The sequence below is a fragment of the Winogradskyella pulchriflava genome (assembly GCF_042434315.1).
Taxonomy (GTDB): Bacteria; Bacteroidota; Bacteroidia; order Flavobacteriales; family Flavobacteriaceae; genus Winogradskyella; species Winogradskyella pulchriflava.
On sequence record NZ_JBHLTQ010000001.1, the window covers coordinates 25,156 to 49,740 of the forward strand.

Annotated in this window: 19 protein-coding genes; 12 read left to right on the forward strand and 7 right to left on the reverse strand. The window is 34.5% G+C overall.

The window, feature by feature from the left end:
• Nucleotides 1-29: 29 nt before the first annotated feature.
• From ACFFGA_RS00095 to ACFFGA_RS00110, 4 genes are all read left to right on the forward strand, one after another.
• Complete coding sequence (locus tag ACFFGA_RS00095; RefSeq protein ID WP_386057872.1) at nucleotides 30-920, forward strand: hypothetical protein; 891 nt, start codon at nucleotides 30-32, stop codon at nucleotides 918-920.
• Nucleotides 921-977: 57 nt separating this feature from the next.
• Nucleotides 978-2,666, forward strand: a complete 1,689-nt coding sequence (lysS, locus tag ACFFGA_RS00100) for a lysine--tRNA ligase (RefSeq protein WP_386057875.1) — start codon at nucleotides 978-980, stop codon at nucleotides 2,664-2,666.
• Between the two features lie 150 nt (nucleotides 2,667-2,816).
• Nucleotides 2,817-4,067 carry a fibronectin type III domain-containing protein gene (locus tag ACFFGA_RS00105; protein ID WP_386057878.1) on the forward strand — a complete coding sequence of 417 codons (1,251 nt, stop codon included), beginning with the start codon at nucleotides 2,817-2,819 and terminating at the stop codon, nucleotides 4,065-4,067.
• A gap of 92 nt (nucleotides 4,068-4,159) precedes the next feature.
• Nucleotides 4,160-6,661 (forward strand): zinc-dependent metalloprotease, encoded by a 2,502-nt coding sequence (locus ACFFGA_RS00110; protein WP_386057880.1) that lies wholly within the window; start codon nucleotides 4,160-4,162, stop codon nucleotides 6,659-6,661.
• A 50-nt stretch (nucleotides 6,662-6,711) separates the two neighbouring features.
• On the opposite strand, the gene ACFFGA_RS00115 is transcribed toward ACFFGA_RS00110, so the two are convergent.
• From ACFFGA_RS00115 to yiaA, 4 genes are all read right to left on the reverse strand, one after another.
• The gene (locus tag ACFFGA_RS00115) at nucleotides 6,712-7,458 is read right to left on the reverse strand and encodes an alpha/beta hydrolase (RefSeq protein ID WP_386057883.1); all 747 of its coding nucleotides are present in this window, start codon (nucleotides 7,456-7,458) and stop codon (nucleotides 6,712-6,714) included.
• A 34-nt stretch (nucleotides 7,459-7,492) separates the two neighbouring features.
• Nucleotides 7,493-8,371: an alpha/beta hydrolase gene (locus tag ACFFGA_RS00120; RefSeq protein WP_386057886.1), complete on the reverse strand. Its 879-nt coding sequence runs from the start codon at nucleotides 8,369-8,371 to the stop codon at nucleotides 7,493-7,495.
• A gap of 43 nt (nucleotides 8,372-8,414) precedes the next feature.
• A complete protein-coding gene (locus ACFFGA_RS00125) occupies nucleotides 8,415-9,107 on the reverse strand; it encodes a CPBP family glutamic-type intramembrane protease (protein WP_386057889.1) in 693 nt (230 codons plus the stop codon).
• A gap of 79 nt (nucleotides 9,108-9,186) precedes the next feature.
• Nucleotides 9,187-9,672 (reverse strand): inner membrane protein YiaA, encoded by a 486-nt coding sequence (yiaA, locus tag ACFFGA_RS00130; RefSeq protein WP_386057892.1) that lies wholly within the window; start codon nucleotides 9,670-9,672, stop codon nucleotides 9,187-9,189.
• 151 nt (nucleotides 9,673-9,823) lie between these two features.
• Between yiaA and ACFFGA_RS00135 the strand changes: the two genes are divergently transcribed.
• From ACFFGA_RS00135 to ACFFGA_RS00145, 3 genes are all read left to right on the forward strand, one after another.
• Entirely contained in the window at nucleotides 9,824-11,320 is a 1,497-nt protein-coding gene (locus ACFFGA_RS00135) for a hypothetical protein (RefSeq protein ID WP_386057895.1), read from the forward strand.
• An 83-nt stretch (nucleotides 11,321-11,403) separates the two neighbouring features.
• Nucleotides 11,404-11,853 (forward strand): DUF4890 domain-containing protein, encoded by a 450-nt coding sequence (locus tag ACFFGA_RS00140; protein WP_386057898.1) that lies wholly within the window; start codon nucleotides 11,404-11,406, stop codon nucleotides 11,851-11,853.
• Between the two features lie 80 nt (nucleotides 11,854-11,933).
• Nucleotides 11,934-12,266, forward strand: a complete 333-nt coding sequence (locus tag ACFFGA_RS00145; RefSeq protein ID WP_386057901.1) for a hypothetical protein — start codon at nucleotides 11,934-11,936, stop codon at nucleotides 12,264-12,266.
• Nucleotides 12,267-12,317: 51 nt separating this feature from the next.
• Here ACFFGA_RS00145 and hemL read toward each other — a convergent pair whose 3' ends face one another.
• From hemL to ACFFGA_RS00160, 3 genes are read right to left on the reverse strand one after another with little or no spacing between them, the layout of a single operon-like run.
• Nucleotides 12,318-13,604 (reverse strand): glutamate-1-semialdehyde 2,1-aminomutase, encoded by a 1,287-nt coding sequence (gene hemL / locus ACFFGA_RS00150; RefSeq protein ID WP_386057903.1) that lies wholly within the window; start codon nucleotides 13,602-13,604, stop codon nucleotides 12,318-12,320.
• Nucleotides 13,605-13,607: 3 nt separating this feature from the next.
• Complete coding sequence (locus tag ACFFGA_RS00155; RefSeq protein ID WP_386057906.1) at nucleotides 13,608-14,417, reverse strand: glucosaminidase domain-containing protein; 810 nt, start codon at nucleotides 14,415-14,417, stop codon at nucleotides 13,608-13,610.
• Nucleotides 14,414-15,292: a 1-aminocyclopropane-1-carboxylate deaminase/D-cysteine desulfhydrase gene (locus ACFFGA_RS00160; RefSeq protein ID WP_386057909.1), complete on the reverse strand. Its 879-nt coding sequence runs from the start codon at nucleotides 15,290-15,292 to the stop codon at nucleotides 14,414-14,416. The genes ACFFGA_RS00155 and ACFFGA_RS00160 overlap by 4 nt, the downstream gene beginning before the upstream one ends.
• 164 nt (nucleotides 15,293-15,456) lie before the next feature.
• On the opposite strand from ACFFGA_RS00160, the gene ACFFGA_RS00165 reads away from it, so the two are divergent.
• The 5 genes from ACFFGA_RS00165 to ACFFGA_RS00185 all read left to right on the forward strand — a co-directional run bounded on the left by ACFFGA_RS00165 (nucleotide 15,457) and on the right by ACFFGA_RS00185 (nucleotide 24,557).
• Complete coding sequence (locus ACFFGA_RS00165; protein WP_386057912.1) at nucleotides 15,457-19,647, forward strand: RemA C-terminal-like gliding motility protein; 4,191 nt, start codon at nucleotides 15,457-15,459, stop codon at nucleotides 19,645-19,647.
• A 368-nt stretch (nucleotides 19,648-20,015) separates the two neighbouring features.
• A complete protein-coding gene (locus ACFFGA_RS00170; RefSeq protein ID WP_386057915.1) occupies nucleotides 20,016-20,177 on the forward strand; it encodes a C1orf53 family protein in 162 nt (53 codons plus the stop codon).
• Nucleotides 20,177-22,189: a urocanate hydratase gene (gene hutU, locus ACFFGA_RS00175; RefSeq protein WP_386057918.1), complete on the forward strand. Its 2,013-nt coding sequence runs from the start codon at nucleotides 20,177-20,179 to the stop codon at nucleotides 22,187-22,189. Before ACFFGA_RS00170 ends, hutU begins: the two co-directional genes overlap by 1 nt.
• 18 nt (nucleotides 22,190-22,207) lie before the next feature.
• The gene (locus ACFFGA_RS00180; protein WP_386057921.1) at nucleotides 22,208-22,762 is read left to right on the forward strand and encodes a DUF4136 domain-containing protein; all 555 of its coding nucleotides are present in this window, start codon (nucleotides 22,208-22,210) and stop codon (nucleotides 22,760-22,762) included.
• A gap of 118 nt (nucleotides 22,763-22,880) precedes the next feature.
• Nucleotides 22,881-24,557 carry a SulP family inorganic anion transporter gene (locus ACFFGA_RS00185; RefSeq protein ID WP_386057923.1) on the forward strand — a complete coding sequence of 559 codons (1,677 nt, stop codon included), beginning with the start codon at nucleotides 22,881-22,883 and terminating at the stop codon, nucleotides 24,555-24,557.
• Nucleotides 24,558-24,585: the final 28 nt, after the last annotated feature.

Genomic DNA, 24,585 nt, shown 5'->3' on the forward strand with positions numbered 1-24,585 from the left:
TCAAATTTCAATCTCAAAAAATCATCATCATGAAAACGAACATTCTAACAGTATTAATCATACTTACAGTTTCAATTCAACTTAACGCACAAAGCTTAAACAAAGAAATAGCTGAAGAAGGCAAAACACCTTACCTACTTGGACAAATTGACAAAAGTGGTTTAGAAGGTGAAAATTATGCAATTTGGTTTACTAAAAACCATGAAGATTACCAACCGAACACTGCTATAACAAAAGCCATTGCATCAGAATTAAAAACCTACCAAATAAAACTTTTTATGGGCACTTGGTGTGGTGACAGCAAACAGGAAGTTCCAAAATTATATAAAGTTTTAGAAGCTTGTAATTTCCCAATGGATCAGCTTACTGTCATTGCTGTGAGTAGAGAACCCAACATGTACAAACAAAGCCCTCAGCACGAAGAAACTGGCTTAAATATACACAGAGTACCTACTATAATTTTCTACAAAAATGGTGAAGAAATTAACCGAATAGTGGAACATCCTGTAAAAACGTTTGAGGAAGATATTCAGAATATTATTACCATTAACGACTACAAATCCAATTACCAAATTGTAACAGCTATTGACAATGTATTAAAACAAAAAGGCGTTAAAGGCTTAAAGAAAAAAAGCAAAAAACTCTTAAAAACGTTTGAAGGCAAGGTAACAAGTATGTTTGAGTTAAACACTTATGGTAGAATCTTATATGGAACCAATAGAATCGAAGAAGCTATAGAAGTGTTTACGTTCAATACAAAATTATTCCCTGACGAGCCGCGAACTTTTATGAGTTTAGCCAATACATTGGGAGTTAGCAACCAAAAAGAGAAAGCCATTAAAATACTTGAAGATGCTTTAAAAATTCATCCTGAAAATGAAGATTTAAAAGAAAATTTAGAGGTGATAAAAACTAATTAAAAAGTAATTCTCTAATTTTTTGAAATAGTGTAATTTTGCAGTTCTAAAATCACAAGAATGCAACTTTCAGAACAAGAATTAGTACGACGCGAAAAGTTAAAAAAATTACGTGCTTTAGGGATTAATCCTTATCCAGCAAATTTATACCCAGTAAACCACACTTCTAAACAGATAAAATCGGATTACAAGGAAGGTAAACAGGTTGTTATTGCTGGTCGTCTAATGGCTATAAACGTGCAAGGAAAAGCATCTTTTGCACAATTGCAAGATAGCGAAGGTCGCATACAAGTCTATTTTAACAGAGATGAAATCTGTCCAGGTGAAGACAAAACACTTTACAATGATGTCTTCAAAAAATTACTAGATTTAGGTGATTTTGTTGGAATTGAAGGAGAACTTTTCACTACTAAAGTTGGTGAAAAAACCGTTATGGTTAAAAACTTTAAGTTATTATCCAAAGCCTTAAAACCGTTACCAATACCAAAGGTTAAAGATGGTAAAACCTATGATGCATTTACCGATCCAGAGCAACGTTACAGACAACGTTATGCAGATTTAGCGGTAAACCCACACGTTAAAGAGGTGTTCATCAAACGAACAAAACTTTTTAATGCGATGCGTCAGTTTTTTAATGATGCAGGTTATTTTGAAGTAGAAACTCCAGTATTACAACCAATTCCAGGTGGAGCTGCTGCTCGTCCATTTATTACACATCACAATAGTTTAGATATTCCTTTGTATATGAGAATTGCAAACGAATTGTACCTAAAACGTCTTATTGTAGGTGGTTTTGATGGCGTGTATGAGTTTTCTAAAAACTTCCGTAACGAAGGTATGGACAGAACGCATAATCCAGAATTTACAGCTATGGAAATCTATGTGTCATACAAAGACTATAACTGGATGATGGATTTCTGTGAGCAATTATTAGAACATTGTGCTATTGCTGTAAACGGTACTTCCGAAGCTACTTTTGGTGAGCATAAAATTAATTTCAAAGCTCCTTATAAGCGTATTACCATGCGCGATTCTATTTTAGAATTTACAGGTTTTGATATTTATAACAAATCTGAAGATGAAATTAGAGCTGCTGCAAAAGGCATGCATATCGAAGTCGATGAAACCATGGGTAAAGGCAAGTTGATAGATGAAATTTTCGGAGAGAAATGTGAAGGCAACTATATACAACCAACATTCATTACAGACTACCCAAAAGAAATGAGTCCGCTATGCAAAGAGCATAGAGAAAACCCAGAATTAACAGAGCGTTTTGAGCTAATGGTTTGTGGTAAAGAAATTGCAAATGCCTACTCAGAACTTAACGACCCAATAGATCAACGCGAACGCTTTGAGCACCAATTAAAACTCGCTCAAAAAGGTGATGATGAAGCTACTGAGTTTATAGATCACGATTTTTTACGTGCGTTAGAATATGGTATGCCACCAACATCTGGTATGGGAATTGGTATGGACAGGTTAATTATGTTTTTAACCAACAATCAGAGTATTCAGGAAGTTTTATTCTTCCCTCAGATGCGGCCAGAGAAGAAAAAAGTAGATTTAAGCGATAACGAAAAAGCTATTTTTGAGATTTTAAAAACTCAAAAACGTATGGATTTAAACGAACTGAAAACTCAATCTGGCTTAAGCAATAAAGGCTGGGACAAAGGTCTTAAAGGTCTAGGTAAACACGGTTTAACAAAGGTTGAAAAAACCGATGAAGGATTGTTTGTGGAGGTCGTTTAACAACTACAAAATATTAATTTTTAAGAAGGAATTATCGTGAGGTAGTTCCTTTTGTTTTTAAAAAAAAGTGGTTCAAAAAAACATATTCTTGCTATTTCCTTCATTTTTAGTATTTTCACACTGCATTTAAAAAGAAAAATCAGTAGCCCAATGAAAAAATATCTCGCGCTTGCCTTCGTTTTTATATTGTTTTCTTGTAGTAATGACGACGACGACACAGTTGAAGCTTGTGTTGAAGCAACAAACATAAGAGCAAATAACATTACAACAACTTCAGCAACTATAAGTTGGGATGATGCTAATGAGGCAGGTTCTTATACTATAGAATACGGTCTGTCTGGTTTTACTGTAGGTTCAGGCACTACGGTTAATGCTTCACTAACTTCTACTGAATTACTGAATCTGGCACCAGAGACAACTTACGATGTATATGTGCAAGTAGATTGTTCTTCAAACAACTCAAGTTTATATTCTGAAGTTCTTAGTTTTACAACAGCAACATTACCAGTAATTCCAGAGTTTAGACCAAACCTATCTGAATTAAACCTATTTTCTGGTGACCTAAGTGATTTAAACATAAGTTCAAAAGCTTTTGAATATCAACTAAGCACGCAACTTTTTACCGATTACGCACATAAGCAACGCATCATAGCATTACCTGAAAATACCAGTTTAGTATTTGATGGAGATGGTTTACCTATTTTTCCAGACAATACTGTAATAGCTAAAACATTTTATTACAATGCTGATGAGCGTGATTTAGCTTTAGGACGTACTATCCTAGAAACACGTATTCTTATAAAAATTAATGGTACTTGGGAAACAGGTGACTACAAATGGAATGCAGAACAAACAGAAGCTGTGTTAGATTTAACGGGAAGTACGGTTCCGGTAACATGGATTGACGAAAGCGGAACGACCAATTCCATAAATTACGAAATACCATCAAATACAGATTGTTTTACTTGTCATAGTTCTTTTGGCAATGTAGTTCCTATTGGACCTAAATTAAGGTCAATGAATTTTGATATAAACGGTGTTAATCAATTAAATCAATTCATTAGTAATGGATACTTGACTGGTGTAGACAATAGTTCTTCGGTTAGAGGATTTCCTAATTGGGAAGACACCTCTCTTTCATTAGAAGACAGAGCTAGAGCTTATATGGATATCAACTGTGCTCACTGTCATATTCCTGGTGGTCATTGCGAAAATGAATCAACATTAGATCTCGCTTTTGAAACCTCTTTAGAAGACAGCAATATTGTGGAACGAAGCTTTAGTATTGATTATAGAATTTCGACTGATATTGATGGTATAGGTATGCCATTTATTGGAACTACAATTTTACATACAGAAGGCGTTCAGCTTATACAAGACTACTTAAATACCCTAGATTAAGCACGTTAAATAAATACTAAAATCGGTTTTTCAACAGAGAGATTCTTAACGGAATCCGTATTTTCATCGAAATTTTTTAAAAACCGACAAAAGTGAAACAACTATCAATTAAACTACTTTTTGTAGTTTCTGCTTTTTTGGCATTTTCATGTTCTACAGCTAAAAAGGCCAGCAAATCAAAAAAAGATGCCACTGCAATGGCAAAACCACCAGCTAAAAAACCTGGAAAAAACGACCCACAACCTTACAACAAAGTCATCACTAAAGACGCAAAAAGTGACAAAGGCCTATTTACAGTTCATAGTTTAGACGATAAATTTTATTACGAGATTCCGGATTCTCTTTTTGACAGAGAAATGCTCATGGTAACACGTATTTCTAAAACTGCAAGTGGTTTAGGTTTTGGTGGCGGAAAGCAGAACGAACAAGTGTTACGCTGGGAGAAAAAAGGTAAAAAAGTAGTTTTACGTGTTGTATCATACAATGTTACTGCAGCAGATTCATTACCAGTAAACGAAGCTGTTAAAAATTCTAATTTCGAGCCTGTACTTTACACATTCCCAATAAAAGCTTATAGCAAAGACTCGACAAGCACAGTTATTGATGCTTCTCCTTTGTTTGAAAAAGATGTAAAATCTCTTGGACTTCCACAATTTAGAAGAACACCTTACAGAGTAACACGTTTAGAAGCAGACAAGTCTTTTATTGAAAGCATTAAAAGTTACCCTAGAAATATCGAAGCGCGCCACGTAAAAACCTACGCAGCTGGTCGTCCACCTTCTAACTCTAGTACAGGAACTATTTCTATTGAGATCAATAACTCAATGATTTTACTACCAGACAACCCAATGAAACGTCGTTATTTTGATGAGCGTGTAGGCTGGTTTACTAGTAGCACTACAGATTATGGACAAGAGGACCAAAAAAGTAAATCTTTAACGTATTTAGACCGTTGGAGATTAGAAGTAAAAGATGAAGATATTGAGAAATTTAAACGAGGTGAATTAGTAGTACCTAAAAAACAAATCGTTTATTATATCGATAGAGCAACTCCAGTAAAATGGAGAAAATACATTAAGCAAGGCATTGAAGATTGGCAAGTAGCTTTTGAAGCAGCTGGTTTTAAAGATGCAATTATTGCTAAAGACCCTCCTTCTGTTGAAGAAGATCCTGAATGGAGTCCTGAAGATGCACGTTATTCTGTTGTGCGTTACTTAGCCTCTCCTATTCCTAATGCTAATGGACCACATGTTAGTGACCCAAGAACTGGTGAAATTTTAGAAAGTGACATCAATTGGTACCACAATGTAATGTCATTACTACGCGGTTGGTTCTTTGTTCAAACTGCAGCAATTAACCCAGATGCACAGAGTCCACAATTTAAAGATGAAGTTATGGGACGTTTAATTCGTTTTGTATCTGCTCACGAAGTTGGACATACGTTAGGTTTACCACACAATATGGGTAGTAGTGTTGCGTATCCTGTTGAGAAACTAAGAGATGCTGAATTCACCCAAAAGTTTGGTACTGCTCCTTCTATTATGGATTATGCGCGTTTTAACTACGTTGCACAACCTGGTGATGAAGGTGTGGCTTTAATGCCTAACATTGGTGTTTATGATAAATACGCTATTGCTTGGGGTTACAGACCTATTTTAGACAAAACAGCTGAAGAAGAAAAGCCTATTTTAAACGATTGGATAACTGAGCATGCTGGTGACCCTATGTACCGTTTTGGTCATCAACAAGCAGGTGATGTTGTAGATCCTAGCTCTCAAACTGAAGACCTAGGAGATGATGCAATGTTAGCCAGCGAATATGGTATCAAGAATTTAAAGCGTATTGTACCAAACTTAATTGAGTGGACTACAAAAACTGGCGAAGATTATGACGATTTACAAGAAATGTATGGTCATGTTATATCACAGTTTAACCGTTATATGGGACATGTTTCTAATAATATTGGTGGTGTTTACGAACATTACAAAGCTGCTGGACAAGAAGGTGCTGTTTATACTGCTGTACCAAAAGAGCACCAGAAGAAAGCTATGCAATTTATTCAAGATAACTTGTTTAATACACCAGAATGGTTAATAAATAAAGAAATTTTTGATAGAATTGAATTTACAGGTTCTGTGGAACGCGTTAGAGCATTACAAGCTAGAACAATAAATAACATCTTAAGTCTAGGTAAAATGCAACGTTTAACCGAAGCGCACACTTACGATAGTAATGCTTACTCCTTACCAGATATGATGAAAGATCTTCGTACTGGTGTTTGGAGTGAATTACGTACAGGTAATAAAATTGATACTTACAGACGTAATTTACAACGTGCTCACATAGATAGGTTAGCATATTTAATGACTGCTGAAAACCAAAGCGGAAGACGTTTTAGCCCTTATGTAAAAGTGACTCCTGTTAATACCAGTCAATCTGATATTAGAGCAGTTGTAAGAGCAGAATTAAAAACCTTACGTAGTCAGTTACGTTCTGCGCGTGGTGGAGATACTATGAGTAGAATTCACATAGCAGATGCTATTGAGCGTATCAATGATATTTTAGATCCTAAGGTTATTATAAAAAAGGACTAATACGAGATATAATTTTATTAAAAGGCTTCAAGTTAACTTGAAGCCTTTTTTTATTTTAAGGCGTTATCAATTGCTTTGTGATACGCTTCAAACTCAATAAGATTATTATGTCCTCCACCTTCAACCGTAATAAAATCCAACTCCTCAATATTTAACTCTGTAAGTTTCTTACCAGAGGTGTAAGGCACAACAGTATCTTCAGTGCCATGAATTATTAAAATAGGACAATTAGCTTTAGGCAGATATTGATATGTAGGGAACTGATATTTTAATAACTGCTTTACAGGTAACACAGGAAAACGATGTTTAGCAACATCTAAAATACTGAAGTAAGGCGTTTCTAAAATGAGTTGTTTTGGTTGTTTTTTTGAGGCTAGATACGATGCTATTCCTGTACCTAAAGACCTCCCATACAACGTAATTTGGTCTTCGGTATAATGCTTCAATAGGTAATCGTAACAATACTGAGCGTCTTTATATAAAGCATCTTCGCTTAATTTACCAACACTTTTTCCATAGGTTCTATAATCCATAACCAAAACATCATAGTCTTTCTCGACAAAATATTCGGTAATTGTTCCCCAACGACTTAAATCTCCAGCATTGCCATGAAAATAAAGGACTACACCTTTAGCATTTTCAGCTTTAAAGTGAAGTGCATTTATGGTGGCATTATCTTCAGTTTTTAAAAATAATTCCTCAAATGAAGTATTGAAATTGTACTGAAAATCTTGTTCTAATACTGTTGGTAAAAACAATATTTTTTCTTGAAAAAAGTAAAGTACAGATCCTATCATAACATATAAACTAAAAAGAACAATTATAAGTCCTTTAAGCTTTTTTTTTCGTCCTTTTTGATGTGTGAATGACATTAATACTTGTAGTTTCTAAGTCAATGGTTTTAGTTTGGCTATTAAGAATATCGTCTAACATTTTATGATAGGATTCAAAGTTATTTAAATTCTTGTGGCCTCCACCTATAACCGTATGCAATTTAGTAAGGTTTGGGTTAATCTGAGCCAGTTTTACACTAGACTTGTACGGAATTAACTTATCGTGCGTACCGTGAATAATATGAATTGGACATTGCACATACTTTAACCACTTGTAAGTAGGCAATGGATATTTCATTAAAAGAGACAATGGCATAAATGGCGCATATCGTGCTGTGACTTTGGTTAAGCTGTAATATGGAGCATCTAGGATAAGCATTTTAGGATTGTTTAACGAAGCAAGCTTTGCAGCAAATCCAGAACCTAATGAACGACCATAAAGGATAATGTTATCTTCTGTAGTTTGTTCCTTAATTTTATTGTAAACCAATTGCAAATCCCGCTTTATGACTTTCTGCGAACGTTTCCCTGTGCTTTTCCCAAAACCACGATAATCTACCATAAATACATTATAGCCATGCCTTGTAAAATCCACGGCAAACTTCCCCCAACCTTTTATACTTTTTGAGTTTCCTTTTAGGTACAATACCACACCTTTACTTTCTCCTTTTGGAAAAAATCGTAAACCATTAATAACAGCTCCATCTCTGGTTTCGAGATTATACTCTTTCGTCATTTGGTTTTCATAATCAAACTGGAAATCCTTGGGCAATTTCTCTGGTTTAAAGAGCATATAATCTTGCAAATAGTATAGTGCAATACTTATGGCAATATATATTCCTAAGATTAATAATAAGGTTGAGACCCAATAAGACATAACATCGTAAAATTACTTTCAACAAGATACTAAAAAATGCGTACTAGAAATATTTCATAAACACATCCGCAAATGGGTCTTGATTAACAACTGTATAATAAAATAAAGCACCAAGCCAGCCATGAAACAAACCAAGTACATAAACATTCTTGGCTTTTAAGTAAATATAACCATAAAATAGGGCTAAGATAAATGTACCTATCATTAACCAAACTGAGGGATAATGCACAAGTGAAAAGAACAAAGCCGTTATAAGAATAATAGTAGCCTTCCTCAGTTTAAAGTGTTTAAAATCCTTTAAGTTTCCTGCTAATAAACCAATCGTCAAAAATTGTTGAATGCTTCCCCAAATAGGATACGTAATGAGTAAGGGTATAATATGCCAAGTTACGTTAATTGTACCTTGAAAATAACCAATAATAAAAAATGAAACTACCGAAATCACTGCAAACGGTAACATGAGTTTTAAAACATGCTTAAAGTTATCAAATCTAAATCCCCAATCCTTTAGTACATTCTTATCCTTTTTGTAGCGATACAATACATAAAAAGACCAAGCTAAAATAGCAACAACTACAAATGGCAACCTCCAATTTAGATAATCCATAAAAATGAATTTTCCAACACCTGTGAGGACAACTCCTAGTATTTCCAGTATTCTGACTTTATCTGATATTGGTCGTGTTAATTTTATACTATAAAATTCCGAAAGGTATCTTGTCAATCTATTTTTCATGATAAAAAAGTTTAAAACCTCGCAGCCTTTATCATCTACGAGGTTTTGGGTTACTAACTAACCATCATTAAAACTAATTTTAGTCCTCTTTAGCTTCAATTTCTTTATCAATATAGGCCACATCCCTTGTGTTTTTTTGTACTGCAATTGCAGCAAAAAGACTCAGCGTAAACGACATACCATAAAACCCTTTTTCACTCAATTCCAAATCTGCATTCCATAGTCCAACAATCAACAATACTATTGCCGCAATTGAGGTAAACCAACTGATGCCATAGTACATTTCCGTAACCTGTATATCTTCTAATTTATCTCGCACAGCCTTTTGTACAGAGATAACCGAAAACAAACCAAAAAGCAGAATTGTAAAATAATAGCCCTTTTCGTTAAGCTCCATAGTGGCATTCCATAACCCAACACAATATGAGACCATACCTATTAGTAATGCTGTCCACGAAGCACCAATAAAAGCTGGAGTTGGTTTTTGATTATAAACTTTGTCTTCTTTCTTTTTTGCTTTTACTTTTTCTTCATCCTTTAAGGATACTGTTGTTTGATAATTCATAATAATTTGTTTTAATGATTACAAGGCAAATCTGCGACAAAAGCCAATAACAGGAAAACTAATATTATTAAAAAACTGACGACATTTTATATTTATGTTATTACTTATTACCTATATTTATTATCTATTATATAATATTACTGACGATTAAATGATTGCTTTAAAATCTATAATTGAAACTTTTAACCCAGAAGATCAACAAAAATTCATTGCTTACCTTCAGCAAAAGAATAAACGAAGAGACACTAAAAACATTCAATTATTTAAGTTATTGGTTAAGTCAGAATTAAGCTCCAAAGACATTTGCAAACAACTTTATAAGACAGAAAAAAGCAATGCCTACCATGCGCTTAGAAAGCGACTTTTTCAATCATTAATTGATTTTACAGCGAATAAAAACTTAGACGACGAGAACTCAATTGATATTCAGATTATTAAATACATTCTTGCTTCTCGCACTTATTTGCTTCAAAAAAACTACGATATCGCTTATAAGATTCTGGATAAAGCCGAACGTCTGGCTGATGAACATTTGCTGTACCCAATTCTAAACGAAATTTATCACACCAAGATTCAATATGCACCTAATTTTCCAAAAGCAAATCTTGAAAACCTCATTATTAAACAAAAAGAAAATCAGGACAAACATCAGCTAGAAGACCAACTGAATATTGTTTACGCCAAACTAAAATCCGTTTTAAATTCTATAAGTTATGAAGGCAAGGTCATTAACTTTGAAAGCAAACTGCAGGACATATTAAAATCCTCTAACATAGAGCTTAACGAAAGCCTTTCGTTTAAGTCCTTATACCAAATTTTGACTATAGCTAATATTTCGGCATTAGTAACAAACAAGTATTTTGAAATTGAAGATTTTGTACTAAAAAGCTACAGCATACTAAAAGATAAAAAAGAAACAAACAAACAGCTTTATTATCAAATTCACATTGTATACATTATTGCCAATACATTGTTTAGAAACAAAAAATTTGAAGCCTCACTAAAGTATATTGATGAGATGAATGAATTAATGAAGTTAAAAAAAGGCATCTATCAGAAAGAATTTATTTTAAAGAAAACCCTTGTCGAAGCCCTAAACAATAACTATCTCAATAACCAAGATAAAGCCATACAACAGGTGGAAATTGTTATTAAAAAAAAGCACAACGATATTGAATCACTACTAGACCTACATCTTTCGCTCTTAATGTTTTACTTTCAAAAAGAAGATTTCCTTAAAGCGAAATTAATTTTATCGAAATTCTACCATACAGATAATTGGTATATAGAGAAGGCAGGAATCGATTGGGTTATAAAGAAAAACATTGCAGAACTATTGCTATATATGGAATTGCAAGAAGACGATTTGCTTTACTCGAGATTAAAAAGCTTTAAGCGTCGCTACACAAAATATCTAAAAGAAATTAATCAATCTCGAATACTGACTTTTTTAAATTACGCTGAACAATTTTACAGAAATTCAGAAATAATAAAAGACCAAAAATTCTCAGAACAGCTCAAAACAACCTTTGAATGGACTAACGTAGAACTCGAAGACATCTTTGTTATTAGTTTTTATGCTTGGTTAAAAAATAAAGTTGAACAAGACAAGCTATACCAAACAACCCTAAAACTCATAAAATACTAACAAACCCTACTATACAGCTTAAAATTTAGTATTTTTAAACTTCGCAAAAGATTATTTCAATATAAATTATAAAATATACAAAAATGAAAAAATTAGTATTAATTGCTGTTGCTTTTTTTACATTGAACGCTGTAGCGCAAGAGCAAAAAGTAAAAGTTTCAACCCATAAAAATGGTCAAAAAATTGAAAAGCATCAGGAATCAGCTCAAGTCCATGCAAAAATTGAAACTCAAAAATTGATTAAACAATTAAACCTCACTTCCGATCAGCAGGAAAAGGTCTATACTGTAATGCTTGAACATTTCACCGAAGAAATAAAAAGAAAACAAGAACTAAAGAAAATAATCGCTTCTAAAAATGATGATAACAAAGCGGAAATTAAAACAAAAGTAAAAAAGCATAGGCAAGAACACTCTGAAAAACTAGTCAGTCAGCTTAAAGAAATCCTCACAACTGAACAGTACGAGATTTATAATAAAATAAACTCTAAAGAACAAAAGGCTAAGCAAAAAGTCGAAGTAAGAAAAAATTAATTTTCTTGTAACTTATAAATTGATAAACAGTTTTAAATAAAATTATTATTTTAGTAACCGAAATAACTAAATAACCCATAATGAAAAAGATATTTACACTATGTGCCTTTGCTTTTGCTATGTTCTTAGGAACTCAATCTGCAATTGCTCAAAACGCAGACTTAATTGAAGTTAACGCTCAAGCATCAGAAAAAACTGAAGCTTTAAGAAAATTCATAAAGTTTGATAATGACCAGAGAGATCAGGTATATTTAGCACTTCAAGAGTACACTAGAGCTAAAATAAACTTAAAAAAAGCAACTAAAATGGATCAAGTTGCCTTAGAAAAAGTTGAAAGCAACCTAGAAACTAAAATGCAAGCAATACTTTCTGAAGAACAATACGAACGTTACAAAACCTTCACTGAACAATAGGTTTTATCATTACATATAAAAAAAGCTTCGCAATTGCGAAGCTTTTTTTTATTATAAGGTTTTTGCAACTTCCTCTACTGCTGCAATAGTTTCATTTAAATCTTGATAAGTTAGCGCATCGGTTATAAACCAAGTTTCAAAGGCACTTGGTGCTATATAGATGCCTTTGTTTAGCATTCCGTGAAAGAACTTTTTAAAAGTTTCATTATTCCCTTTGGCTGCACTTTCAAAGTCCACAACAGCATCATCACAAAAATGCACTGAAATCATTGAACCTATTCTATTAATTTGGTGTACAATATTATTTTTATTTAATGCATCAGCAATACCTGTATGTAAATACTTGGTCTTCTCTTCTAGCCTATTCATTAAACCCTTGTCATTATTTACAGCCTTTAGCATTGCTAAACCAGCAGCCATTGCCAATGGATTCCCACTTAAAGTTCCTGCCTGATAAACTGGACCAAGAGGTGCTAAATGATTCATTATTTCGTTTCGCGCAGCAAATGCACCAACTGGCAGTCCTCCACCTACAACTTTACCAAAACAAACTATATCTGCATCGATACTTTTAAGCTCTTGCACTCCACCTTTGGCCAATCTAAAACCGGTCATTACCTCATCAAAAATCAGTAATACATTATGTGCATCACAAACTGACCTTAACCCTTCTAGAAATCCTTCCTTTGGTGGAATACAACCCATATTACCAGCTACAGGCTCAATAATAATTGCAGCTATTTCACCTTTATTTGCATCAACTAGTTGTTTAACATTTTCGATATCATTATACCTTGCCAATAATGTGTCTTTTGCAGTACCTTGAGTCACACCTGGACTATTTGGAGTACCAAATGTTACAGCGCCACTTCCTGCTGCTATTAAAAACGAATCACTATGACCATGATAACAACCAGCAAACTTGATAATTTTATCTTTTTTAGTAAATCCTCTTGCCAATCTTATAGCGCTCATACAAGCTTCTGTACCAGAATTAACAAAACGAATTTTATCAATATTTGGCACCATAGAAACGGCTAATTCTGCAATTTCTGTTTCAATAGCTGTTGGCATTCCAAAAGAGGTTCCTGATTGGGTTTTCTCAATCACTGCTTCAACTACTGGAGGAAAAGCATGACCCAAAAGCATTGGTCCCCAAGAATTGATATAATCAATAAACCGGTTTCCATCTTCATCATAAACATAAGCTCCTTTTGCAGATTTAGCAAAAATTGGAGTGCCTCCTACAGCATTAAATGCTCTTACTGGTGAATTTACTCCACCAGGTATAACTTGTTGTGCTTCTTTGAATAGGGCACTACTTCTTTGATATAACATAATTTAATTTGGAATCTTTAATTCTTGACCAATGGAAAGATCGTTAGAGTTGAGCCTATTTAAACTCTTTATTGCATCAACGGTAGTACTATAGCGTTTAGATAGTGAGTAAAGCGTATCTCCTTTACTAACGATATGTATTGTTGTTCCACTGTTTACTCTTACAATTTCAACTTCAGTATCCTTATTACCCAAAACTTCTTGGTCGTATTTATACAACTGATAGCGTTCTATTAAACTGATTAATTTTTGTGGATACTGTCTATCTGTAGCATAACCAGCCGCTCTCAATCCCTTTGCCCAGCCTTTGTAATCATCTGGTTTTAGTTTGAAAAGATTTGCATAACGCTTGCGTCCTGTTAAAAAATCTGAATGATCCTCATAAGACGACTCTGCTTTTATATATTTTCTGAAACATTCTTGTGAAGCATCATCGTCATGATAGATTTTAGCACCTTGCCAGCCATGACATTTAATCCCAAAATGATTATTTGCCTCAACAGCCAAGCGCCCACGACCAGAAGCTGACTCTAAAATTCCCTGTGCCAATGTAATACTAGCAGGAATCTTAGATTTTCGCATTTCAACTTTTGCTATTTCAACATATTGAGCAATATAGTTTTCGGTCGAAGTTGGTAGTTTTGTAACTGTTTTGTCAACTTTGTCCGAATCAACTTCTTCTGTTTTATTAACAACCACCTCTTCAGTTTTGTTCTTGCTATGTTTTTTCTTAGTTGCAATACCTTTTTTTGGACCACAACTAAAGGCTGTTACAACCAAAACTAGCACAATATATTTAAGATTTAAGTTCATTCTATTAAGGGCAACCCTTTTTGTTTTAATTTTAAATTCATTCCTTCAATTCCTTGCAAACCACCTGTATGAATTGCTAATATTTTTGAGTTTTCAGGAAAAAATCCTTTTTCTATCAAATCAAAAATTCCATAAAGCATCTTACCAGTATAAATAGGATCTAACGGCATATTATATTTAGCCTTAAAGGTATTGATAAACGTAATTAACTCTGGCTTTATTTTGGCATAACCACCAAAATGATACTCTGTAATTAGCTCCCAATTTTCTTTCGTTGCAAATTTACAAATATCTTGTTTTAAAAAATCACCTTTTAAGGCAGGAAACCCTAATATTTTTTGATGCGGTTTTGATGCGTTTATCAACCCAGAAATCGTGCCACCAGTACCGACACTACAACAAATAAAGTCAAATTTAGCATCTTCATTATCTAGTATCTCCTCACAGCCCTTTACAGCTAAAGCATTAGTACCACCTTCAGGAATTGAATAGAAATCACCATACTTAGATTGAAGCTCCTCTAGAAATTCAACCTTTGACTTATTTTTATAAGCCTCTCTAGAAACAAATTCTAACTGCATTCCGTTAGATTGGGCAAATTTTAAAGTTGGGTTAGTTGTAATCTTAGACCTTAGTTCTTCTCCTCTAATAATGCCAATTGTTTTAAAATTATAAACCTTACCTGCATAAGCTGTTGCTGCTATATGATTAGAGTAGGCTCCGCCAAAGGTTAAAAGTGTCGATTTTCCTTGGGATTTTGACGTTTCAATATTGTATTTAAGCTTTCTGTATTTATTTCCTGAAATAAAAGGATGGATTAAATATTCTGGCTTTATAAAGACCTGACTATCAATTTGAACACTTTTTAAATTCATATTTTTTAACAAATGGGCTGATTTTTAAACAAAACATCTAAAAACATGTTAAAATAACTATATTTTTAATACATTTAGTTCCTTACCCCTCATAATCTATTATTTAGCACCAACTATGGTTCATGGTATGTCAATCTTTTTGACTTTGCCCAAAATTGTAGATTATGATAAAACGATTACTTTTAATTTTATTTTGTTCTTATATTAGTTTTTCTTTTTCCCAAGATGATCCTTGTACTGCACTTCCGTTACCATTGAGCCCTGTTGGTTCTTGCACATATGTAATGGGAGATAATACAGGGGCAACAGATTCAAGTAGCCCAAATATTGATCCTCCTTCCGGATGTGAACCAGTAAGTGCCAACTATAATGGTGCTGATGTTTGGTTTTATATAGATCTAGGACCTACTACAACGAGCATAAATATAGATTTAACCCATATTGGAACCTCTAGTTTCAATGATGGTGTTGCCGCGCTTTATACAGGCACTTGTGGTGGAACTTTAACCATCGTTGAATGTGATGATGATTCAGGTGATGATTCAGGTACTGGTAGTCTTGAAGCTAATTTCAGTGTTATTAATGCGCTTACTCCAAATACTAGAGTTTATATAAGAGTTTGGGATTGGGGAGGAAACAATGAAGGTACTTTTAATATTTGTGCTTCAGAGATTGAAAACCCTTGCGATAACATTACTAACATATCTACATGTGGCACCACACCAATAAATGCCACAATAGCTTCTAATTTTGGTGCCTTTAATGACTCAACCTGTTTTGACGTTCCTGGAGATGAAACTATTTTTTCGTTTACACCAACAATAACAGGCGATTATACAATTACACAAATTTCAACATTCGACCATATTAATTATTTATATCAAACGAGCTGTACTCCAACAGGATGGACTTGTATTGAGGATTTAACAGGCAACAATGAAACCAGTGGCACTTTTAATATGGTGGCTGGAACGACTTACTATATAATGCTCGATTCTGAAAACAGTAATGGAGGTGATGTTGACTTTACCTTAAACTGTCCAATACCACCGCCAGGATGTGGTGATACCTTTTATGATAGTGGTGGTCCATCTGGAAATTATTCTAACGACGAATCAACCACAACAACCATCTTTCCTGATACTGCAGGTGATGTGGTAACAACAACTTTTACTTTCTTTGATACTGAAGACACTTATGATTTTCTCTATATTTACGATGGTCCCAATAATACATTCCCTCTTATTGGAACTTATACTGGTACAAATAGTCCTGGTACTGTTACTTCTTCACACGCAAGTGGTGCGTTAACATTTGTATTTACATGTGATGGTTCAGTGACAGATCCTGGATGGGTGGCGGATATTACTTGCGCACCTTATGTTCCACCTACAGTCTGTGGATCTACATTTACCGATAGTGGTGGTGCTGGTGGTAATTATTCAAATAACCAAAATATAACCACAACCTTAACACCAGATGTACCTGGTACTAATTTAGTTGCAACTTTTACAGCTTTCGAAACTGAAGACACCTTTGATTTTCTATATATATATGATGGTCCCAATAATACTTTCCCTCTTATTGGAACTTACACTGGCACAAATAGTCCTGGTACTGTTACTTCTTCACACGCAAGTGGTGCTTTAACATTTGTATTTACGAGTGATGGTTCAGTGACAGATCCTGGATGGGTTGCGGATATTACTTGTGTCAGCACATGTAACTTAATAATTACAGACACTAACTACCCTATTGGTGCAGACGATTGTAATCTCAACTATACTGAACTTACAACCAACGCACCAACTCCACCACCAACCAATACTATATTTTCCGAAACCTTTAATGCCGCAAGTTTTCCTGCTGGTTGGACCATTGTAAATGGAGGAACTGGAACAATATGGACTATATCGAATAGCTCAAATGCAGGTGGAACGGCTTATGAAGCTCAACTAGACTGGTCTTCAGCATACGAAAATGGAACTTGGTCTTTAACTTCTCCACTTATAGATATTACTGGTCAAACAAATCTTCAATTAAATTATAGACAAGAATTAGATCATTGGAGCGCGACCTACCCTTATTCTGTTTATGTTGAAACTTCAACAGACAATACAAATTGGACAATTAGATATTCCTCAATAAATGTTTCTAATAATATTTCAGCGACAATGATGAATCACGATATTTCTAGCCATGACGGTAATACATCATTATATATAAGATATAGGTTTGCCGGAGAATCGTTTGGTCTTTTGGATTGGAATATTGATAACGTTGAAATTTTAGCCGATGGAGCGCCTTCTCCACCTCAAGTGACTTGGTCACCAGCAAATGGCCTATATACTGATGCCGCATTAACCACGCCATACGTTTTAGGTAATTATGCAGGAACGGTATACGCTGCTCCTAATGGTACACAAGTATATAATGCTGAATATCCAGTAGGCTGTACAGAAGACGTAACTGTAACGTTTAATCGCAAAGTCTGGAATGGCACACCTGGCAATACAGATTGGAATACAGCTACTAATTGGTTTCCTAATGGTGTACCAACTGCAACGAATTGCGTATATATTTTAGATACAGGAGGCAATGACCCTATAATAGACGGCACATCAAATGGCCTAGGCTACAATTTAACGATTGAAGCTGATGCAACCCTAACAATAGATGATGATGATACGGATACCAATTATGGAAGTTTAACCATAACCGATTTTATAGATTTACAAGGCAATTCTGTACTACATATTCTAAATAACTCAAGCTTAATCCAAATAAATGAAGGAACAGCCAATACTAACAACAATATTGGCTCAGGCACATTAATTATGGATAGAGCACCTTATGTCAGTAACACAGACTATGTTTATTGGTCTTCACCTGTTTCTGATATGAGTTTATCTAATATTTATGGTGGAGATACACCAAATGCAACATATCAATGGATACCTACCATAGATACTGGGAATACTGCTAACCCACCTCCTGGCCCTTGTAATAATATAAACATTCCTATTTGCGATGGTGATTGGGAAGCTTATTCAGGAAATATGGATATTGGTAAAGGCTATATCTCTAATGGCCCTACAAGTCAAGGTACTACTCCTACTAATTATCCCACTTCAATCTATGGAACTTTACCCAACAATGGTATAATTACTCAAACAATTGAAAGTGGTATCAATTTATCTAATAACTGTCCTTTCTCATATATCTATCCACCTACTGGTAATAATCTAACAGTAACACCATTTGACGACAACTGGAATCTCATTGGCAACCCATATCCATCAGCTATTAGTGCTAATGCATTTATAAATTATGATGATGGCACTAGAGATAATACTTTAATAGAAGGCGCTATACATATCTGGACACATGGCACTGATGCCAGTGGCATTAATCCAGATCCATTTTACGATGATTTTGTATTAAATTATAACCCTAATGATTATTTAACCTATAATCTTTCAGGTACTAATACCTATCCAAATGAGACTTCGGCTTCAGATTATTACATTGCATCGGGTCAAGGCTTTTTTGTCTTAGCAGATTTTGATAACGGAACTAACGATGTTACATTTAGTAATACAATGAGGAATATATCTCATGACAATAGCACTTTTTACAGAAGAAGTAATCCTAACCCTGTAACAACAACTAATACTCTCGAACGACATCGTATATGGCTCAACTTAAGTGATCAAAACGAGCAAACCTCTAGCACTATGGTGGGTTATATTGAAGGTGCTACACAAGCAAAAGACAGATCTTATGATGCTTACACTTTTGAGTCTAATACAATGAGTATTTACTCAATGATTGATAATGATAGAATGGTAATTCAAGGTCGTCAATTACCTTTTGAAATTGAAGATCAAGTCCCATTAGGAGTTGACATACTTCAAACAGGAAATTATATCATTGCAATTAATGGTGTCGATGGATTATTTGAATACCAAAACCAAGATATCTATTTAGAAGACACCTATACTAATACAATCCATGATCTAAGAGTATCACCATACACTTTTGCTTCTGATGCAGGAACATTCAATGATCGCTTTATTTTAAGATACACTAACGTGACTTTAGGTATTGGGGAATTAAACCCGTTAAATGGTATTCAAGTTTTTGAAGAAAACGAGAAGATTGTCGTAAAATCTGACCACGAAACTATTCAGTCTATTGAAGTGTACGACATTTTAGGAAGATCACTTTTTACAAACAAAATAGTTAACTCTAATCGCTATAGCATTGGATCGCTTCGTCCAAGTAACACAACGTTATTCTTAAAAATTAGATTAATAGACGGTAAGGAAAAAGTTGCTAAGATTATTTTTTGATATAACTTAAAAAACTCCAAAAAGGCCTCTTTTTTAAATAATTGAGGTCTTTTTCATTTCTATACGCTTCACGTTCAAAAGATATATTTCTATAGGCTTTATACCAATTCCGGTATTGAATAAGTTTGAAAAAAAATTCAAAACAATAAAACACATAAAAAGGCACTACCAGCATTTCTAACTGCTGTCTTAAATGAATTCTTTCATGATTTAAAAGCACCTCATTTCCCTTTAAAGTCTTATACTTTAAAAACACAAACGGAAAAATAGTTATACCAACATAACCTTTGGGAACTATATATTTTGAAACAAATATCACAATCCGTATACTTCAAAAATCAATCCAAATTACATTATCTTTGTTTTATATGAAAAAATATGTCCCAATAGAAGATGGTGATTATTACCTAACACCAGAAGGCTATCGCTGTTTTACCGAACAATACCACTTAAAACGTGGCTATTGTTGCGAGAGTGGATGCAGACATTGCCCTTACGGATTTAATAAAAAGACATTAAAAAAAAACTAATGCCAACAACAACACACACATCATTTAAGGAACAAATACTACAAGGAATTCCCAAAACACTGCCACAGCCTAAAGCTTATGACAGTTCTATCAATCATGCCCCAAAACGAAAGGAAATTCTTTCGGATGAAGAAAAAAAACTAGCGCTTCAAAATGCCTTACGCTATTTCGAACCACAACATCATGCAATACTTGTACCTGAATTTAAAGAAGAACTTGAAAAATTCGGCCGTATTTATATGTATCGTTTTCGACCTGATTATAAAATGTATGCAAGGCCTATAGATGACTATCCTGCACAATCAAAGCAAGCTGCTGCAATAATGCTTATGATTCAGAATAATCTCGACTATGCCGTTGCACAGCACCCACACGAGCTCATAACCTATGGTGGTAACGGAGCCGTGTTTTCTAATTGGGCACAATACCTGTTAACGATGCAGTATTTGGCTACTATGACAGATGAACAAACTCTGGTAATGTATTCTGGACATCCAATGGGACTATTTCCTTCTCATAAAGATGCTCCAAGGGTTGTGGTAACCAATGGTATGATGATTCCTAACTATTCCAAACCAGATGACTGGGAAAAGTTTAACGCCTTAGGTGTTACCCAATATGGGCAAATGACTGCCGGAAGCTACATGTACATTGGTCCACAAGGTATTGTTCATGGCACAACAATTACAGTTTTAAACGGCTTTAGAAAAATTAATAAATCCCCTAAAGGACACATTTTTGTTACCTCTGGCTTAGGAGGTATGTCTGGAGCACAACCAAAAGCAGGAAACATAGCTGGCTGTATTACCGTTTGCGCGGAAGTCAACCCAAAAATAACTCAGATTCGATTAGACCAAGGATGGATAGACGAAAAAATAACTGATTTAGATAAATTGGTAAAGCGTGTAACAACTGCGCAATCTAACAAAGAAACCATATCAATTGCTTACTTAGGAAACATTGTTGAAGTCTGGGAAAAATTCGATGAAGCCAATATCCATATCGATTTAGGAAGCGACCAAACCTCACTGCATAACCCTTGGGCTGGTGGTTATTATCCTGTTGGGATTTCCTTTGAAGATGCCAACGAAATGATGTCAAACAATCCTGAATTATTTAAAACCAAAGTGCAAGAGAGTTTATGTCGTCATGCTGATGCCATTAATAAACACACAGAAAAAGGCACGTACTTCTTTGATTATGGAAATGCATTTTTGCTAGAAGCTTCTCGTGCTGGCGCAGATGTTATGTCCAAAAATCCAACAATTGGTCGCGAATTTAAATATCCAAGTTATGTACAGGACATTATGGGACCAATGTGTTTCGATTATGGTTTTGGTCCTTTTCGTTGGGTTTGCACATCTGGTAAACCTGAAGATTTAGCCAAAACTGATGCAATTGCTTGTGAAGTTTTAGAAGACATCATGAAAAATTCACCTAAGGAAATTCAGCAACAAATGGCTGATAATATTCAATGGATAAAAGGTGCTCAAGAAAATAAATTAGTGGTAGGTTCACAAGCCAGAATTCTATACGCTGATGCTGAAGGCAGAATGAAAATTGCTCAAGCCTTTAATAAAGCTATTGCAAAAGGAGAAATTGGTTATGTAGTTTTAGGAAGAGATCACCATGATGTTTCGGGTACAGATTCTCCATACCGTGAAACCAGTAATATCTATGACGGTTCTCGTTTTACAGCTGATATGGCAATACACAATGTTATTGGAGATAGTTTTAGAGGTGCTACTTGGGTAAGTATTCACAATGGCGGTGGAGTTGGCTGGGGAGAAGTTATTAACGGTGGTTTTGGTATGGTTCTTGATGGTACTAAAGAAGCTAAAAGACGCTTACAGTCAATGCTATTTTGGGATGTCAACAACGGAATCTCAAGACGAAGTTGGGCCAGAAATGAAGGTGCTATTTTCGCTATTAAAAGAGCTATGAATGTAGAACCTAATTTAAAAGTGACTTTACCTAACTTAGTTGATGACAAATTATTGAACAATTTATAACTTTAAAAAAAAGTAATTATGAAAAAGCTACTCAAACTTACTCCTATGTTCCTTTTATTGGTGGTCTTATCATCTTGTAGCTCAGTTAGAGTTGCTGCCGATTATGATAAAGAAGCAGATTTTAATCAATACAAAACCTTTGCTTTTTTTAAGCCTGGTATTGACAAAGCCGAAATCAGTGATTTGGACAAAAGAAGAATCCTTAGAGCTATTGAAGCAGAATTATTAGCAAAAGGAATGACAAAGTCAGAAAATCCAGATATGTTAGTGAGTATTTTTACAAAATCTAATCAACGTGTTGATGTTTATAATAATGCTTGGGGCTATGGTGCTTGGGGCTGGGGAGGTTTCAACCGTTGGGGTTGGGGCTGGGGACCTGGTTGGGGTAGAAATAGTGTATCAACAAGAACTGAAGGTATGTTATTTATAGATTTTATCAATGCTGATAAAAAGGAACTCATTTGGCAAGGCTCTGGAACTGGGTACTTAGTTACTAGAAATGTAGAAAAGAAGGAAGCTCGTATTAAGGAATTTGTTGCTAAAACTTTAGAACAATTTCCACCTTCAAAATAAAGTATTCATTTATTAATTTTAAAGCACTATTGGTTAATGGTGCTTTTTTTGTTGATATAAGTTTAATTTCTTATTTGTTAAAATAGCCTATCTTTGCCCACTTTTAAAGCAAAGAACAATGATATTTGGTCAAACTACTCGAAAAAACTTTACTCAAAACCCAAAAGACGACATTCTATCTGGACTAACAGTTGCGCTAGCATTAGTACCAGAAGCTGTTGCCTTTGCATTTGTTGCTGGTGTAGATCCTTTAGTTGGTTTATATGGAGCATTTATGATGGGTATAGTAACTGCCCTTTTTGGTGGAAGACCAGGAATGATCTCAGGTGCAACCGGAGCAATGGCTGTAGTTATGGTACATCTCATTCAAAAAGGAAATGAAGTTGGGTTAACTTTAGATACACCCATAGATAATTTAGGCTTACAATGGTTGTTTATCACTTTACTTTTTGTTGGTGGTATTCAAATTTTAGCCGGAGTTTTTAAACTCGGTAAGTTTGTGCGTCTAATACCTCACCCAGTAATGATGGGTTTTGTAAATGGTTTAGCAATAGTCATTTTTCTTTCGCAATTAGGGCTATTTCCAAATGCAGTTCCAAAAGATATTTCTTTTTTAGATAATACTTCAGATTGGTTTTCAGCATTATTTTCTAATACTGTATTTTGGAAAATGATGGGCTTTATTGGTTTAACCATGGCTATTATGTATGGTTTACCTAAGCTTACTAAAAAAATCCCCGCAGCTTTAATAGCGATAATAGTTGTAGCCTGTATTACAATTTTTGGTGGAATAGAAATGAGTACTGTTGGTTCCTTTATAGCTGATGGTGGAGGAAAAGGATTAGAAGGTAGTTTACCCACATTTCAAGATCAAATATTTGGTTTATTTGGAACTCTAGCTGGACACTGGGATTTAATTCTTTCAACGGCGTTTATTTTAGCCGCAGTTGGCTTAATTGAGTCGTTAATGACATTGAATCTTATTGACGAAATGACTGAAACCAGAGGAAACGGAAATCGTGAATGTATTGCACAAGGAGCAGCTAATACCCTCAACGGACTGTTCGGAGGTATGGGAGGCTGTGCAATGATTGGTCAATCAATCATCAACGTAGACTCAGGTGGTCGTGGTCGATTATCTGGTGCTATTGCTGCTGTTGCTCTCTTATGTTTTGTCCTTTTTGGCGCACCATTGATTGAACAAATTCCAATTGCTGCCTTAGTTGGCGTAATGTTTATGGTAGTTATCGGAACCTTTGCCTGGAGTAGCTTTAGAATCATCAGAAAAATTCCTTTATCAGATGCTATAGTTTTAATTGCTGTTTCTGCGATTACGGTTTGGAAAGATTTAGCTATTGCAGTAATAGCAGGTGTTATTATTTCTGCTTTGGTTTTCGCATGGAAAAACGCTACAATGATTAGAGCTCGTAAACGCATTCAGCCAAATGGAACTAAAACCTATGAAATTTGGGGACCCTTATTCTTTGGTTCTATTCAAAACTTCAATGCCAAGTTTGATGTTAAAAATGACCCTAAAAATGTTGAAATTGATTTTGTAGAATCTCGAGTAAGTGACCATTCTGCTTTAGAAGCTATTTTTAATCTTGTAAATAAATATGAAGCCGAAGGCAAATCTATAAAACTGAAACACTTAAGTGAAGACTGCAAAATACTACTTCGTAAGGCTAGTCCTAAATTTGAAGAAGTTATTATAGAAGCGATTGATGACCCACGTTATCATTTAGCTGCTGATCCAGAGAAATTTACAAAACCTCTATCAGAATATAACATGTAAGTATTAAAATATTTTTCTGCTATACCCT

What these genes read in the sequence shown, in the direction of transcription:
- ACFFGA_RS00095 (WP_386057872.1), top strand. Translation starts at nt 30, where the DNA reads ATGAAAACGAACATTCTAACAGTATTAATCATACTTACAGTTTCAATT.
- lysS (WP_386057875.1), top strand. Translation starts at nt 978, where the DNA reads ATGCAACTTTCAGAACAAGAATTAGTACGACGCGAAAAGTTAAAAAAA.
- ACFFGA_RS00105 (WP_386057878.1), top strand. Translation starts at nt 2,817, where the DNA reads ATGAAAAAATATCTCGCGCTTGCCTTCGTTTTTATATTGTTTTCTTGT.
- ACFFGA_RS00115 (WP_386057883.1), bottom strand. Translation starts at nt 7,458, where the DNA reads ATGATAGGATCTGTACTTTACTTTTTTCAAGAAAAAATATTGTTTTTA.
- ACFFGA_RS00120 (WP_386057886.1), bottom strand. Translation starts at nt 8,371, where the DNA reads ATGTCTTATTGGGTCTCAACCTTATTATTAATCTTAGGAATATATATT.
- ACFFGA_RS00125 (WP_386057889.1), bottom strand. Translation starts at nt 9,107, where the DNA reads ATGAAAAATAGATTGACAAGATACCTTTCGGAATTTTATAGTATAAAA.
- yiaA (WP_386057892.1), bottom strand. Translation starts at nt 9,672, where the DNA reads ATGAATTATCAAACAACAGTATCCTTAAAGGATGAAGAAAAAGTAAAA.
- ACFFGA_RS00135 (WP_386057895.1), top strand. Translation starts at nt 9,824, where the DNA reads ATGATTGCTTTAAAATCTATAATTGAAACTTTTAACCCAGAAGATCAA.
- ACFFGA_RS00140 (WP_386057898.1), top strand. Translation starts at nt 11,404, where the DNA reads ATGAAAAAATTAGTATTAATTGCTGTTGCTTTTTTTACATTGAACGCT.
- ACFFGA_RS00145 (WP_386057901.1), top strand. Translation starts at nt 11,934, where the DNA reads ATGAAAAAGATATTTACACTATGTGCCTTTGCTTTTGCTATGTTCTTA.
- hemL (WP_386057903.1), bottom strand. Translation starts at nt 13,604, where the DNA reads ATGTTATATCAAAGAAGTAGTGCCCTATTCAAAGAAGCACAACAAGTT.
- ACFFGA_RS00155 (WP_386057906.1), bottom strand. Translation starts at nt 14,417, where the DNA reads ATGAACTTAAATCTTAAATATATTGTGCTAGTTTTGGTTGTAACAGCC.
- ACFFGA_RS00160 (WP_386057909.1), bottom strand. Translation starts at nt 15,292, where the DNA reads ATGAATTTAAAAAGTGTTCAAATTGATAGTCAGGTCTTTATAAAGCCA.
- ACFFGA_RS00165 (WP_386057912.1), top strand. Translation starts at nt 15,457, where the DNA reads ATGATAAAACGATTACTTTTAATTTTATTTTGTTCTTATATTAGTTTT.
- ACFFGA_RS00170 (WP_386057915.1), top strand. Translation starts at nt 20,016, where the DNA reads ATGAAAAAATATGTCCCAATAGAAGATGGTGATTATTACCTAACACCA.
- hutU (WP_386057918.1), top strand. Translation starts at nt 20,177, where the DNA reads ATGCCAACAACAACACACACATCATTTAAGGAACAAATACTACAAGGA.
- ACFFGA_RS00180 (WP_386057921.1), top strand. Translation starts at nt 22,208, where the DNA reads ATGAAAAAGCTACTCAAACTTACTCCTATGTTCCTTTTATTGGTGGTC.
- ACFFGA_RS00185 (WP_386057923.1), top strand. Translation starts at nt 22,881, where the DNA reads ATGATATTTGGTCAAACTACTCGAAAAAACTTTACTCAAAACCCAAAA.